Annotated in this window: 13 protein-coding genes; 3 read left to right on the forward strand and 10 right to left on the reverse strand. The window is 53.9% G+C overall.

The window, feature by feature from the left end:
* Nucleotides 1–5 precede the first annotated feature (5 nt).
* Together rsmA and SH248x_RS03350 are read right to left on the reverse strand one after the other, a co-directional pair.
* Nucleotides 6–1,064, reverse strand: coding sequence for a ribosomal RNA small subunit methyltransferase A (gene rsmA / locus SH248x_RS03345; RefSeq protein WP_459557106.1), 1,059 nt, complete (start codon nt 1,062–1,064; stop codon nt 6–8).
* A gap of 92 nt (nt 1,065–1,156) precedes the next feature.
* The gene (locus SH248x_RS03350; RefSeq protein WP_459557107.1) at nt 1,157–1,825 is read right to left on the reverse strand and encodes a riboflavin synthase; all 669 of its coding nucleotides are present in this window, start codon (nt 1,823–1,825) and stop codon (nt 1,157–1,159) included.
* 217 nt (nt 1,826–2,042) lie between these two features.
* On the opposite strand from SH248x_RS03350, the gene SH248x_RS03355 reads away from it, so the two are divergent.
* A complete protein-coding gene (locus tag SH248x_RS03355) occupies nt 2,043–3,392 on the forward strand; it encodes an HD-GYP domain-containing protein (RefSeq protein ID WP_459557108.1) in 1,350 nt (449 codons plus the stop codon).
* A 65-nt stretch (nt 3,393–3,457) separates the two neighbouring features.
* On the opposite strand, the gene msrB is transcribed toward SH248x_RS03355, so the two are convergent.
* The 8 genes from msrB to SH248x_RS03395 form a co-directional block, all read right to left on the reverse strand.
* Nucleotides 3,458–4,030: a peptide-methionine (R)-S-oxide reductase gene (msrB, locus tag SH248x_RS03360; RefSeq protein ID WP_459557109.1), complete on the reverse strand. Its 573-nt coding sequence runs from the start codon at nt 4,028–4,030 to the stop codon at nt 3,458–3,460.
* Nucleotides 4,031–4,204: 174 nt separating this feature from the next.
* The gene (locus SH248x_RS03365) at nt 4,205–4,360 is read right to left on the reverse strand and encodes a hypothetical protein (protein ID WP_459557110.1); all 156 of its coding nucleotides are present in this window, start codon (nt 4,358–4,360) and stop codon (nt 4,205–4,207) included.
* Nucleotides 4,361–4,529: 169 nt separating this feature from the next.
* The gene (locus SH248x_RS03370; protein ID WP_459557111.1) at nt 4,530–5,120 is read right to left on the reverse strand and encodes a DUF421 domain-containing protein; all 591 of its coding nucleotides are present in this window, start codon (nt 5,118–5,120) and stop codon (nt 4,530–4,532) included.
* A gap of 55 nt (nt 5,121–5,175) precedes the next feature.
* Complete coding sequence (locus SH248x_RS03375; protein WP_459557112.1) at nt 5,176–6,474, reverse strand: GspE/PulE family protein; 1,299 nt, start codon at nt 6,472–6,474, stop codon at nt 5,176–5,178.
* Nucleotides 6,475–6,548: 74 nt separating this feature from the next.
* Nucleotides 6,549–7,442, reverse strand: a complete 894-nt coding sequence (gene dapA, locus SH248x_RS03380; protein WP_459557113.1) for a 4-hydroxy-tetrahydrodipicolinate synthase family protein — start codon at nt 7,440–7,442, stop codon at nt 6,549–6,551.
* 182 nt (nt 7,443–7,624) lie between these two features.
* Complete coding sequence (locus SH248x_RS03385) at nt 7,625–8,158, reverse strand: hypothetical protein (RefSeq protein WP_459557114.1); 534 nt, start codon at nt 8,156–8,158, stop codon at nt 7,625–7,627.
* A 6-nt stretch (nt 8,159–8,164) separates the two neighbouring features.
* Nucleotides 8,165–10,102, reverse strand: coding sequence for a hypothetical protein (locus SH248x_RS03390; protein ID WP_459557115.1), 1,938 nt, complete (start codon nt 10,100–10,102; stop codon nt 8,165–8,167).
* Nucleotides 10,103–10,201: 99 nt separating this feature from the next.
* On the reverse strand, nt 10,202–11,428 hold the full coding sequence (locus SH248x_RS03395; RefSeq protein WP_459557116.1) for an amidohydrolase family protein: 1,227 nt from the start codon (nt 11,426–11,428) through the stop codon (nt 10,202–10,204).
* 283 nt (nt 11,429–11,711) lie between these two features.
* Here SH248x_RS03395 and SH248x_RS03400 point away from each other — a divergent pair, with 283 nt between their 5' ends.
* Together SH248x_RS03400 and murD are read left to right on the forward strand one after the other, a co-directional pair.
* The gene (locus SH248x_RS03400; RefSeq protein ID WP_459557117.1) at nt 11,712–12,179 is read left to right on the forward strand and encodes a hypothetical protein; all 468 of its coding nucleotides are present in this window, start codon (nt 11,712–11,714) and stop codon (nt 12,177–12,179) included.
* A gap of 115 nt (nt 12,180–12,294) precedes the next feature.
* Nucleotides 12,295–13,689 (forward strand): Mur ligase family protein, encoded by a 1,395-nt coding sequence (gene murD, locus SH248x_RS03405; RefSeq protein ID WP_459557118.1) that lies wholly within the window; start codon nt 12,295–12,297, stop codon nt 13,687–13,689.
* Nucleotides 13,690–13,853 lie beyond the last annotated feature (164 nt).

A 13,853-nucleotide genomic window follows, 5' to 3' on the forward strand; every position in this document is an offset into this window, starting at 1 on the left:
ACTGCTCATGAGTTTTCTCCTGCGTCATTCGAGGGTGAGTGTGTGTCGTCTTCGGAGTCGAACGCATCGTCGTCTGGTTCGCTCGCCATCTGTGGACCAGTTTCAGTAACCGAGTCGTCAATCGTCGCCGTCGTTACGGCATCATCGCCCGTCGATGACATCGATTCAAGCTCTTCACGCGACGCGACATATTGGCCATCTTTGATCAGACGACCAATCGCATTTCCGAGGATCACTAACTGACCAGGTGTCATGGATTCTGCTCGAAGTTCTGTCGCGATTCCTAACTGCTTCAACACATCATCAATCTGAGCTTTCGACAGCTCCTTGCGATACATGCTGATGAGCACCGACCGCATGAACTTGCGACGCTGAGTGAACAGCAGTCGGACGAAGTTGTTGAAGAACGGCAGATCATCAATCAAAGCCCGTTTGGCATCATCCGGTTCTATCAGAACGACCGCCGAGTTGACCTTCGGCATCGGCCAGAAAACCGATGGCGGCAGCTTCTTCAGCAGCGTGACATTCGCCAGCGACTGCAGCCAGACAGACAGAGCGCTGTACGTCCCGTCGCCCGGTTGGGCCTGCATCTTGAATCCGAGTTCCCACTGGATCGTGATCACCATGCGCGAAAAGCCCAGATCTGATCCCATGAGATTGGAAACGATAGGCGTCGCGACGTTGTAAGGCAAGTTGGCAACAAGCTTGAGATGTCGCCCGGGAGCAGCGGCCTTCTTCTCGCGGAGCAATTCCAGGATGTTATCCGCCATGTTGTTTTTGTTACGCAGGGCATCCTGGTGCAGCAGCGTGACATTCGAAAACGGAGCCGTCGTGTCTTTGGCCAGCTGGATCATATTGGGATCAAGATCGACGGACACAACTTCCGCCGCCTGGATCGCCATAAAGGTACTCATCCCGCCAGTGCCGCAGCCGACTTCGAGCACGACGTCATCTTTCGTCAGCAAAGCATTCGCGACGATAAACTCAATGATATTCAGATCAATGAGGAAGTTCTGACCGAGATCATGGCGCGGATTGAAACCGTGTTTTGCGAACAGACGCATCAAATACGAGCGTGTCTGCCTGACAGCGGTCATGTGGTCAGATGAATGATCTTAAAGAGTAAAGGAGCGTGGAAAATCAAACCACCACTATATCAATTCTTTTGCGAGTTCGACAGGAACTTCGCCACGTATTTTCCGAGCACGTCTGTTTCGAGATTCACCAGGTCCCCGACCTCGCGTTTTCCCAGTGTCGTGGCTTCCAGCGTGTGGGGAATCAACGCGATGCTGAAATCGGCATCAGTCACGCTCACCAGCGTCAGACTGATCCCATCGACAGTAATTGACCCTTTCGGGACCATCATCGCTGTCAGAGATTGATCACAAGTAAAGTGCATGAACACCCAGTCGCCTTCATGACGGATCTCAGACACTTTCCCCGTCCCGTCGACATGCCCTTGCACAAAGTGTCCACCCAGACGCCCGTTGGCAGGCAAGGCGCGCTCGATATTGACGAGGTCACCGGCTTTGAGTGTTCCCAGGTTAGTCTTGGAAAGCGTTTCGCTTCCCGCTTCGAAGACCCATGTCTCATCAGGCAGCGGCATCGCTTCCGAGACATCGCTGACCGCGACCGCCTGATCTTCGATCTTCACGACCGTCAGACAACACCCGTTGATCGCGACACTGTCCCCGATCCGCGTCAACCCGTGATGTTGTTCCTGTCGAACGACTTTCCGAGGCACCTTCAGCCACAGCTCAATTCCCGGTCCTGCCTCCCGGATCGCTAACACTCGACACGTTGATTCGACCAGTCCTGTAAACATTTCTCAGGCTTCCCGTTCAATGACCCCAGACGCACAGGGTGTGCAATGGCTAAAAGATTAGCAGCACGACATCACAACCTTGTCGGGTGTTCGACTGCAACTTTCGTCAAGTTCACGCCTCTTGTTTGTCGGCGTTCTATACCTGATTGTAGCGTCTCGTGGACTTTTCGCGACGCAAGGTATTTCCCCCCTCCAGGACATAGACACCGGAGTTGCCATGTCGACAACCACCGAGCCTCCCCAGGCAGATCCCAAGCTCGCATTCCGCGCGGAAGACAACGTCACCGTCCAAGTGAAACGTCTGGCGCCAGGTTACACCCTCAATTCGCCCATGTACGATTCCAGAGGCGTCCTTTTGTTGTCCCCAGGCAGCGTCATCACTCCCCGCTTCAAAGAACTTCTGGAACGACGAAAAGAAGAAGAAGTCCAGGTCAACGCCAAGGAAGCCGACGATCTGCAGATCGATATCGCGCTCATTGAAGAAGTGGCTGTGACCACCTTCGGAGACGAACTCAATGACAAGCTCGATGGCATGATCACGGGCGGTTCGCTGTTTGTGAAAAACAACGGCCCACCCATGCGCAGCACGGTCGTGCTTCATGGTCGTAAAGGCTATGACCTCGTCAAACGCGAAGAACTCATCCAGAACCACGAGCAGACCGCCCAGCAGATGGACAGCATGATGAAGACTGCGCTGTCTGGAAAACGAGTCTCAAGCAATGAGTTTTCCGCTCTCACTGGCACCTATCTGACCGAACTCACCAACGACATGGATCAACTTCTCAGCGTCGCTGCTGAGGCAGGACGTAACCAGCAACTGGCTGATCACTGTCTGAAAATGTCGATGTACGGCATGGCCCTTGGCGTAGAAATGGGCTTCGATGAAGAAAACGTCCGCAATATTGGACTGTGTGCCATGATCCACGACTGGGGCATGGTCAAACTCCCTGCCCATATCCGCTCTCCACAACAGCGACTCGAAGGCGTTCAACACCTGGAGTTTAAAAAGCATTCCATTTATGCCCTCGAAATGCTTCAGAACGTCAGCGGACTCCCCGGCATTATTCCGCTTGTCTGCTATCAGATTCACGAGCAGCCCAACGGCATGGGCTACCCTCGCGGACGTAAAGCGAACATGATTCATGCCTTCGCGAATATCCTCCACGTCGTCGATGCATATGTCGAAATGATCTCTCCCAAACCATGGCGAGGCCCACTCATGCCCGCTGCAGCGATGGAGGCGATTGTCAAACTGTCTCGTGAGCAGGTCTTCGACGCGGAAACTGTCCGCAAGTTTCTGATGCAGCTGAGCCTGACTCCGATTGGCAGTCTGGTCAAACTCAGTGATGGCAGCATTGCCCGCGTCATTCGCAGGAACGGCGATCATTACACGAAACCCATCATCCGCCTGCTGCTCGATCCAAAAGGGCAGCGCGTCCCGCCCGATAGCGAAGAGGGCCTGATTGACTTGGCGCAATCGGAACTGACCATCAAAGAACCGATCCCCTTCCCCGGGCGGAATGAAATCCCTTTGACACTCCAAGTCCTCGACGATCTACGCCGTTAAACAAAAAAGGTGAGCTCACAATCAGTGAAGCTCACCTTCATTTCAGGCACGTGACGAAAGGCAGTCTACTTAAGACTTGCTGGTTCCGTTGTCTCCGTTTTGTTGGGCACAAATTTCAGAGCAGCCGTGTTGATGCAGAAACGCAGTCCCGTCGGACGTGGGCCGTCATCAAAGACGTGTCCGAGGTGTCCCTGACAGCGAGTGCAGTGGACTTCCGTGCGAAGCATCCCGGCGCTGGCATCCGGTTTCGTCGACACCACTTTTTCTTTGACAGGCTGCCAGAAACTGGGCCATCCAGTTCCTGAATCGAACTTGGTATCCGACGCGAATAAATGCTGACCGCAACCAGCGCAGATGTATTCGCCCGTCTTTTTATTGTTCCAAAGTTCTCCCTGATAAGGCTGGTCCGTCCCCTTTTGACGCAAGACGCGATACTCCTCTGGACTCAGAATCTTCTTCCACTCTTCATTCGATTTTGGCACTTCTTTGAGATACTCGCTCATACCTTTGGAATCTTTCAGTGTCTCAGTCTGATTGTCGGCTCGTGTGTTCGGCTTAGGCGTCTGGGCTTCAGTATAGACTTCTGTTAACAAGAATACGGCCAGCAGGGCCATCACAATGACCACGGTCATTTTCATGGAAGTGTTCCCTTGCAACTGCAATGAATAATTAGATGACGGAGGTTAAGTCGCAGCCAACGACGAAACCTGACAAAGACTGTTAAATTATGCCGTCAAATCATCCACGAGAAAAGACCTGTTGCTACTAGCCAACAGGTCTCATGTTCAAAAATATATTCTGACGCTGTCTTTCTAGAAGTCACAACCGCCGACAAAAAGGGCGATGATAATAATTGGTAATGGCAGTCCAAGCAGCCACATTGCCAAGGCGTACTTCACTTTACCGTAACGGGTGGTCGTCAGGATCTCATCGTTTGGTTTGGCGTTTGAATCGTTCAACCGGTTCATAATAGGCTCCAGGATAGTCAAAAGCGGAAGACTCGTGTTTTCACGAAATCTACAATGCATTCGCTATGCCAAGAAATCTAAGTGCTTGCTATGAAATGGGATGAGGCAAGCTACTGTAAAAGTGAGCAACTATTTCCCACAATTTTACTCATTGTTGATCGATTAGCGATCAAATTCCTTTGCTTTTGACAAGCAAACACTCCCAGGTCGATTCCCCAACGCTCGATGGGCTAGGTTTTTCCTCATCCGGCAAATCCTCATATCGAAGGATGCCGAGCATCCCCGTGATTTCCAGCACGCACAGTTTGACTTCCGAGGTGTGGCCAATCCCCTCTTCCCGCAGCATTCCCAGGAACTCCCCTTTCCTCAGACCTTCCCGGTAGAGAGTCGCTTCATCGACAACGCCATCACGGATGAGAATAACTGGTTCGCCCTCGAGAAATGTTTGGAGCCGACTGCTATTGAGCTGCAATTTCTCCAGCAAAACGCTGAAAAGGATGATGGACGCAACCGTCACACAAGCATAGAAAATCGGCACATCGGGATAGATCGCCGAATCGCCAACGGATGATCCCAGCGCGATGATCACCATGTACTCAAACGGCGAAAGCTCGCGTCGCCCCCGCTTCCCCAGGAACCGCAGAAAAATCGCCGCAAACAGATAAATGAGCCCGACGCGAACGACAATTTCAAACGCGTACCACAAAGGCTGATCGCCGATGAAAATCCGCTGCCAGTCGAACGGAGTCACCGTTTCCATCTCGAGACCTCTTCCACCATCAGACGGGTATCATTGAAGTCACGACTGGATCGATTTAGCTTTTGAAGAGTCGCTGCAGTTCTTCCAGCGACGTCTTACCTTCGGCGACTTTCGCCAACCCGCCATCCTTGAATGTCGGCATCCCGGCATTCTTGGCTGCGGATTTAATCTGGGCCACATTCGCCGCCCCCGAGGTGATCAGCTTCTTGATGTCATCGTTGATTTCGATCATCTCGAAGATTCCGGATCGCCCGTAATAGCCAATCCCGCCGCACTTCGGACAAGGCTCAAGTTCCTCGCCCTCTTCCGGCACTGGAGCACGATAAAGCACCTTCGTCTCAGCAGGCAGCCCCGCTTTGGCGATAATCTTGGGATTCGGACGGAAGGCTTCCTTACATTCGTCGCACAGCAGACGGATCATTTTCGGGCTGACAACGGCTTTCAAACCATTCGCCACCAGAGCAGGATCCCCCGTCAATTTGACCAGTTGCACAATCGCAGAGGCCGCATCAGGTGCTGGCATTTCTGTCAGCAGTGCCAGTTGGCTTTGGTACTCGAGAAGCGTCTTGGCTGTCTCAACAGAGCGAAGCGGCGGGGCGAATACGAAGTCCGCATCGACCCGGATAATCCGCTGCAGCGTGGTGTCCAGCGAATCGTTGGCATTGACTTCAAACTTCGTGACGTTCGTGATGTCTCGGTTACTCATGTCTGTGATCGAGTACACAGACAGAATGTAGACGTCGACGACCTTCATCAAAGCGAGCGAAGTGGTCGTCAAACCGCTCCGTGGCGGGCCAGCCGAGATGAAAAGCCCCTTCTTCTCACCGGCCAGTTCACGCAGGCGATCCTTGATGGAATCCGGAATTCCAATCGCGGCAGGAGAATCCAGCTTCACAGCCAGATCGCGCAGCTTGATGTTGAGCCGCTCGCCACCCGTCTCCAGAGGCTGGGACTCAACGACGACTTCGTACTTCTTGCCTTCAAGCGAGCTGTTGAGCCCACCGGTTTGAGGCTGTGTACGGTTCTTGATATTCAGCCCCGCGAGCAGCTTCATCGTCATCGTGACCGCCAGACCTTCCTGTTTGGAAAGTCGATCACCCGGATAAGCCACGCCATCGACGATCAGGTAGATCGCAGATCGGTCCCCTTTGGGATCGATACGGACCATGTCTGCCCGACGGAGGATCGCGTCCGTGACGATTTCCTTGGCGGGAAGAAGTCCTGCATCCAACAGCTTGGCGTTGGCTTTCAGGTCGATGGTCTCGCCGTTGTGCGGGCCCTGAAACGAAATCAGTTCGATTTCGTCTTCTTCTTCGAAGTCGTCGTCTTTTTTCTTGCCAAAGCCGAAGATCACAGATGTCGTCTCCGAAGAGTGTTCAATCGTCGCAAATGCAAATGCAGGCGAACCGCTGTTACATCAAGCCGCTGTTACATCAAACCGTAGGTTGTCAGCGTCTTTTTCAAGCTCGCCATCAATTTGTCATCCAGTGGAAGCAAAGGCAAGCGGACCTCGCCCGTATCACGTCCCAGAATCTGCATCGCCGCTTTGACGGGAATCGGATTGGTCGAAAGCGAAAGCAGATCGCGGCAGAAGTTAAACAGGCGATAATGCCAGATTTGAGCTTCTTCCAGCTTTCCTGCCTTGAACGCATCGATCATGGCTTTGACGTCTTTCGGGACGATATTCCCGACGACGGAGATCACTCCGCTGCCACCCAGCGCCATCAGCGGCAGGGTCAGCGAATCATCGCCCGAGAGGATCGTGAGGTCGCTGCCCGCGAGGATCTGAGAAGACTGATCCATGCTTCCAGTCGACTCTTTGACTGCGACGATATTCTTGATCTCGCCCATCTTGCAGATCACGTCTGGCTCGATGTTCTTACCCGTCCGTCCGGGAATGTTGTAAACGACGATCGGCAGTGACGTACTCTCGGCAATCGCCTTATAGTGAGCGAACATGCCGTCCATCATCGGCTTGTTGTAGTAAGGAGCAACGACGAGGGCTCCGTCTGCACCGGCTTTTTCAGCCGCTTTCGTCAGACGAATTGCTTCTGCTGTGCTGTTTGAACCTGTTCCGGCAATAACCTTGAGACGCCCGGCAGAATGCTGACAGGCCAGTTCGATGACCCGATCATGTTCTTCATGCGTCAGCGTCGGGCTTTCGCCCGTCGTCCCGCAGGGCACGATTCCGTCTGCGCCGGCTTCGACCTGCAGGTCGATGAGCTTTTTGAACGCCGCTTCATCCACTTGACCATTTTTGAACGGCGTCATCAGAGCTGTCGACAGCCCAGCGAATTGCTCACCTTTTCTGACCTGACCCATAACTTTCCACTGCTCCAAGTGTTTCGTCGGTTACCTGCAAATTGGAAAAAATCTCATTCAACACTGTATGGACTTAGCGGCAAAACACAACCATGACGCGGTTTTTCCCAGTGAAATCCATTTCGACGGGCCTCGTTTGGACACCCGTTCCCGAGGAATGACACGTATGTCCGGCCTGACGTTCAATGCTTCTTGCTGCCACAACCCCCGCTGCCGCATCCACCGCGAGAAATCGGCGTCAGTCCACCCGCTGTCACTGGTTGAACTTCGATCACTCCATACCCGGCCGCAGCAGCCAGCAGCGCTAAACGAGTCGTTTCGGCGCCACGGTCGTTGAGGACGTACAGAATCGTCTTCGGGGATTCATCCAGTGTCAGTTCGACATCGAGCAATTCAATCTTCAGCTGCCACTCGTCAATGCGTTGCTGCCATTCTTGACACCTCGCAAGGTGTTCCTCGTCGCGACGGGTAATCTCCAGCTGATCATTTCCATTAGCAACCCGGACAATTTCGAATGTGACCTCGTCCGCCAATCCGGATTCTGCTCGCGAATCGGCACGCGACGTGACGGCATCGAGCAGGACCGCAGACTGCAGACCGCGGTCGCTTTTGAGCATGATGCTCTGTCCGCGTTCACAGCACAGTTCCTCACTCGCGGTCGCTCTCGCGACTTCAGGAACGGCTCCATAACGCACCAGGTAAACTCGTTTCGACATTTGCAATCACTCTTCTTCCGGCGTTTCGATATGCACCAGCGGCCGGAGAGTTCCGTCTTTTTGGAATTCTCCGATTACTGTTTCGTGATGAGTATGATGTCCCATGACCGATCGACCAAATCGCCCCGGGACCATGCTGTGATAAACGATGAGATGTTTCTTGCCGAGCGTCGCCAGACGTGCAGAGGCAATGTGGTCTGGAAGAGGCTTGGCATCCTCAGCGACGGTCAATTGCTTCCATTCTGGTTCTTTCCCGCGTCGAGCAGGATTCCAGTCGAGCAGGATCGGCACAAACATCCGTTTCGCTCGACGACGAACGGACCATGATAGGGTCCGTTTATGATAGTCGAGCGTCCCGTGTGCCTTCTCAATTTTCTCCAGCGGCACAAACATCGGCAAGACGTGCATCTGCGTATTGCCAGATTCGAGCGAATATCGACGTGTTTTCTGCTCGGTTACCGGTTTGAAATCGAGCTCGGATGTCCAACTCGATGTGTAATCGACCTCAGCTTCGTTCTGCAGGTGAACTGCATCCGCGACAATCAGAATCTGCTGGTCACGGGACAGAAAGACCATTCGGTTAATTCGAGCCGGTGTGCTGCCTTCAATGTTCATCTGAAGTTCGAGGTAATCGACCTCTTCATCCGCATACCAGCAACTGCAGCCCCATTCGTCATCGAGCACGACTGGCTTGCCATCGACGACCAGTTTCGTCTCCCAACCGCCACGAAACGCCAGCTTGCCACGCGGCGAAAACTCGATTCGTGGAACACTATTCTCGTACGAGATCGAAAACAGATCCGCATTGGCTGACCAGGCTGTCCGCAGATGAGCCATCTTCCCCCAGTCGGTCTGAGTGCTCGGCAGAGCGCCTTTGGCTTCTGGTTTCCCCTTGGCATTTTTCGGGTCTGCAGCCCCTTTCGTCACCGATTTGCTGCCTCTGGCCATATCATGCAACAGGATGTACGAGGGAGTAGTCGCATCCCAGTTCAATTCATCCGCAGTCTGACACAGGATCGACAGCCAGGTCGTTTGAGGCACCTGAGAGAGAACAATCTGCCCGTCAGCTCGTGACATGGAAATCGCATGTCGCAGCAATTGTCCCAGTCGTGTTTTTTGACCTGCATCAAGCAGTTTTGTCTCAAACAGGCGTGCGCCGATGAGGATCCGGTTCATGCTTCCCAACCAGAACGGCAGCCTCGCGAGCAACCCGGGATGCGGAGTTCCGTCGCCGTCCGTCCCTTGTTCGAGCGATCTTGCAAGCGTCGCTTTCACAGGTTTGACAAGATCATGAGAGCCTTTGACGTCACTAAAAATCAGGCTGAGCAGCCAGGGAATCTCAGCTTGGAACAGGATTTCGACATCCGCAGGGACATCATCCCCCATCGGTTCATCGAGCATCGTCGAAAGCGCCAGCCCACTACTCAGACAGAACCGCCACAGCTTAATAAACAGTCCCGACGGCAATTCATCGGCCAGCGTAATTAACAGCACAAGTCCCGACAGAATTTCCTGTGGCTGCAGACCGGAAACCGGCAGTTCATTTTCGAGAGCCGTTTTGACGCGATCGACATGGGCATCATCCTTACCCATCGCCGCACGAGACCGACCTTTTTGCGCGCCTTTGTGAGCCGAGATCGAGCGTGCCCAGTCCATGACGACCTGATAAAGAGGTCCATGCTCGATCCCCTCAATCATCCCATCCGCCCACGTCAGGGCAGTCAGAAGCTGGAGACGGGAATCGTCTTTCGATGGCAGCTTCTTTTTCAGACTGGCGATGAGTTTGGCATCTTTTGTTTCAGACGCTTTGGTCCCTTTTCGCCACTTCACAAGCGCGAGGAATTCGTCGTCAGTTAATGACGTCAAACGCTCGTCCCAGTTTCCAAACGCAATTTTCCCCATCGCCGCCACCCTGATGACATCTTCAGTAACCAACTGCTGCATGACCTGCCTCGTGCAAATTCCCCAGTTTCCAACAGCCACAGCCTAACGTATCCCCGTCCGACTGTCACGAAACAACGAACCCCGTCTGACGAAGATCGATCAGAGCCCTCTCGCACGACTCCCCTCTGCCAACAAACGAGCGTCGATGCCGTCCGCTTCCCGCCCACCCAGTTCCACGACCGCGAACTTCGCCTTCTTGCCAACTTCAATCGTCCCCAATTTCTTTTCCAAACCCATCGCCAGCGCCCCGCGCCACGTTGCCATCCCGATCAACTCACGGGATTCCATGTCTGGATAACGTCGCTTGAGGAACTTGACATCTTCATAAACAGACAAATCTGGATTCGATGCCCGACTGTCTGTTCCCAGACAGACATTGATTCCCATGTTCAACATCTCACGAAATCGATGCTCCTCATGCCCGAAATAAGCATGCGTACGAGGGCAGTAGACCACCGACATGACCGACCAGTCTGGATGCTGGAATTCGCTGAGATAAACGATCTCCTCGTCCGTCAGATAGTTTCCATGCACGACAAGGACCCGCTTTCTCCCTTCCAGCATTTTCAGGTAATTCAGAACTTTTGATCCCTTCGCAACGACACCTTCCTCCCAGACGCCGAAATCTTCCAGCATCTGCCGAAACTCGCCGGTTTGACGGTCAAGAAATTCCAACTCCGAGCGGGTCTCGGAGAGGTGTATCGCGATGAAATGCGATCGATCCGCCAACTCACCAATCAGAGAAGGGTGAACGCTGTAGGGAGCATGAGGACTGACCGCAATCGTGAAGTCTTCAAGCACAGGTCGACGATCTTCCTGTTCGACCGCCAAAGGAGAGTACTGGCTGAGAGCATTCACGATATTCGAGGAGTTGAATCCAATCACCTCGTAGAAATAGGTCGCATAGAGACCTCGACTGGCACGGAAGACAGCTTCCGGGAATCTTTCCTCGACCAGCGACTGCCCGCTCAAGATATCCCCAACCGCAACAACCCCCGCCTTCTTGGATTCCTCCAGCCCTATCAACATCGCCTCAACGGGACTTGTAGTACGGGTCCGTCGATGCCCGATCAGCTTTCTCACCCAGGATGTAAATGGCGTTGCCTGTTCGAGTGGCTCAGCGAGATCACTCAACTCGAGGTGCGTATGAGCGTTGACGAGGCCGGGGATGAGTGCAACGTCGCCGAGGGCGAACTCCGCGGGGTGCTGGCGTGTCGTGATGTCAGCAATCACGCCATCTTCGACGATGACTGTTGCATCACGAACAGGTTCCAGGTCGGGTCCAACCAGAGTCCAGTTGGCGTTGATTGCGTAAGAATCGCTCATGAGGGTGTCTCGTCAGAATCGTTACAGTCGTTACCACACAGCATAACGAATGTTCCGATTAGGCAAACTTTCGCAAATTGCAACCCAACGGGCCACCCAATTGCCCCATATTCCCCGAGTTAAAAATTTGCCATCTTCTCCTATGTTCTCACTTTCCCAAAATGCTACAATCAGCAACATCTGACACTTAAGTTAGGTGACCCAGGCAAGCGCCCCGGCAACTGGATGCCGACACTGGGCATGTTTCCCACGAATGGACTTGTTCCACCAGGAGTTCCCGCACATGAAATTCGCTACGCTCTCTCTCGTTGCAGTGCTCGCCGCTGCCCCATTGCTGGCTGCACAGCCACCAGCACAGTTGGTCCCGCCAGTTGTAACGCCCGGCGCTCCTCGCATCGAAACGTATTATTCGCCGACACCCGATGCAGCTGTTTCCGGCTCAGCAGTTTACTCGGCTCCGATCTACTCGGCTCCCCCAGTTCCACTGTTCACGAATGTCCGCTACCGTCAGGAACGCAAGATTGCTGCCTGTGCCAAGCCGATGATCGTCGAAGCACCAAACCCATGCTACGATCCATGCAACCCATGCACCTCCAAGTGCGTTCTGGTTGAGATCTGTGCACCACCATGCGAAACGCCATGCGTCGAAGTCCGACGTAACGGCGACAAGCTGACTTACAACTTCCGTGAAGGACACGCTGTCAACGTCATCGTTCGTCGCGACCACCTGGTCGTCGACTACGATCGCTAAGCCAACATCACGGTCTCCAATATCACTGTGTGATCCAACTCGAAGTTGACGTGCACAGTCGATACTGACTATCAAACAGCAGTCCAAGTGGCTGCTGTTTTTTATGCGCACCATCATGCCTCACTCGAAATTACATCCTGATGACTGGCGTGGACGAAATGTTCTCGTCATGGGACTGGGGCTGTTCGGCGGGAATGTCAGCGCGACCCGTTATCTGGCGTCGCGCGGTGCGAATATCGCGATTACCGATTTACGAAACAAAGACGCCCTGGCCCCTTCGCTGGCCGCATTGAATGGGATTCCCCTCGTTCGACTGACTCTCGAACGTCACGACGAAGCTGACATCGACTGGGCCGACACACTTCTCATCAGCCCTGCCGTCAAACCATCGAACCCATTCATTGCTTATGCACAGTCTCAGAACAAAACCATCACCACGGAACTCGAACTCTTCCTGCGAGCCTGTCCAGCAAAGATTGCTGCCGTGACAGGTTCCAACGGCAAGTCAACCACGACGACGATGCTGTCCCATATTCTACGAGTCAGCGGGCATCCCGTTCATCTCGGCGGCAACATTGGCCACAGCCTGTTGGATGATCTCGACCAAATCCAGGCGAGCGACTGGATCGCGTTGGAAGTCAGCAGCTTCCAACTGGCGTGGCTTCCTGAGGGATTATTGAAACCCGAAGTCGCCATTCTCACCAACCTGACCCCCAACCACCTCGACTGGCATCCCGATTTTGATGATTACTCAGCGAGCAAAGCAAAGCTGTTTCAACATGCCAAGCATGCCATTCTCCCGGACCAGACACCCTCCAACTGGAAGATTGATCCCGCCCGTATCTCTCATTTCAACTCACGAGAACTCCTCTCCAGGCGAGCGGGGGGTGTGAACCCCCTGTCTTCGTTTTCGCTTTTCCCCCTTCCCGGCGAACACAACTTACTCAATGCACAAGCCGCCATGACAGCAGGCCTCTCACTCGGCTTCGACGTGCAACCAATGCTCTACCATCTCGCCGAAATGAAGTCCCTCTCCCAACGCCTGGAAACGATTGCGTCCCACAACGGCGTGACCTTCATCAACGATTCCGCCGCCACAACCCCGGAATCAACACTCGAAGCCCTGCGATCCCTCGACGGCCCCCTCCACCTCATCGTCGGCGGCAGTGACAAGGGAGCAGATTTCACGGCCGTGTCGAAACTGATCGTGGAGCGATGTGCGTCGGTTGCGTTGATCGGATACCTGGCACCGCGACTGGAAGCGTTGATACTCAAGCATCAAGTTCGCCCTCTCCCGCTGGCGAGTCATACCGATCTCGCGACCGCCCTTGATTGGTCGATTCTGCAGGCAACTACTCGTCCTGCAACCATCCTGCTTTCGCCCGCCGCAGCCAGTTTTGGCATGTACCTCAACTACGAGCAGCGTGGGCAGGATTTCAACCGCCTCGTTGCGGAACGAACAGCCTCCATTTCATGTCGTCTCTTGCCGGGACGGCGAGGCTCCGTCTGAGCCGGATCTTTGCATTGCGAAACTTGAACAGTGAATTGGATCACGATGGCTTCGTCGTCTCACCGTCCTGAAGGGACGATTTCTACCAGCCCAGGATTTCGTTCTGGGCAGACTGATAACGGCCCTGCAGGCCTGAGAGGAAGGTGTGAAAACGACTTGCAACA

This window comes from Lacunimicrobium album (genome assembly GCF_052161635.1).
In the GTDB taxonomy this organism is placed as follows: domain Bacteria; phylum Planctomycetota; class Planctomycetia; order Planctomycetales; family Planctomycetaceae; genus SXPC01.

Bases quoted from the DNA above. Each gene is read 5' to 3' on its own strand.
- rsmA (WP_459557106.1), bottom strand. From the start codon at position 1,064: ATGCGTCTGTTCGCAAAACACGGTTTCAATCCGCGCCATGATCTCGGT.
- SH248x_RS03350 (WP_459557107.1), bottom strand. From the start codon at position 1,825: ATGTTTACAGGACTGGTCGAATCAACGTGTCGAGTGTTAGCGATCCGG.
- SH248x_RS03355 (WP_459557108.1), top strand. From the start codon at position 2,043: ATGTCGACAACCACCGAGCCTCCCCAGGCAGATCCCAAGCTCGCATTC.
- msrB (WP_459557109.1), bottom strand. From the start codon at position 4,030: ATGAAAATGACCGTGGTCATTGTGATGGCCCTGCTGGCCGTATTCTTG.
- SH248x_RS03365 (WP_459557110.1), bottom strand. From the start codon at position 4,360: ATGAACCGGTTGAACGATTCAAACGCCAAACCAAACGATGAGATCCTG.
- SH248x_RS03370 (WP_459557111.1), bottom strand. From the start codon at position 5,120: ATGGAAACGGTGACTCCGTTCGACTGGCAGCGGATTTTCATCGGCGAT.
- dapA (WP_459557113.1), bottom strand. From the start codon at position 7,442: ATGGGTCAGGTCAGAAAAGGTGAGCAATTCGCTGGGCTGTCGACAGCT.
- SH248x_RS03385 (WP_459557114.1), bottom strand. From the start codon at position 8,158: ATGTCGAAACGAGTTTACCTGGTGCGTTATGGAGCCGTTCCTGAAGTC.
- SH248x_RS03390 (WP_459557115.1), bottom strand. From the start codon at position 10,102: ATGCAGCAGTTGGTTACTGAAGATGTCATCAGGGTGGCGGCGATGGGG.
- SH248x_RS03395 (WP_459557116.1), bottom strand. From the start codon at position 11,428: ATGAGCGATTCTTACGCAATCAACGCCAACTGGACTCTGGTTGGACCC.
- SH248x_RS03400 (WP_459557117.1), top strand. From the start codon at position 11,712: ATGAAATTCGCTACGCTCTCTCTCGTTGCAGTGCTCGCCGCTGCCCCA.
- murD (WP_459557118.1), top strand. From the start codon at position 12,295: ATGCCTCACTCGAAATTACATCCTGATGACTGGCGTGGACGAAATGTT.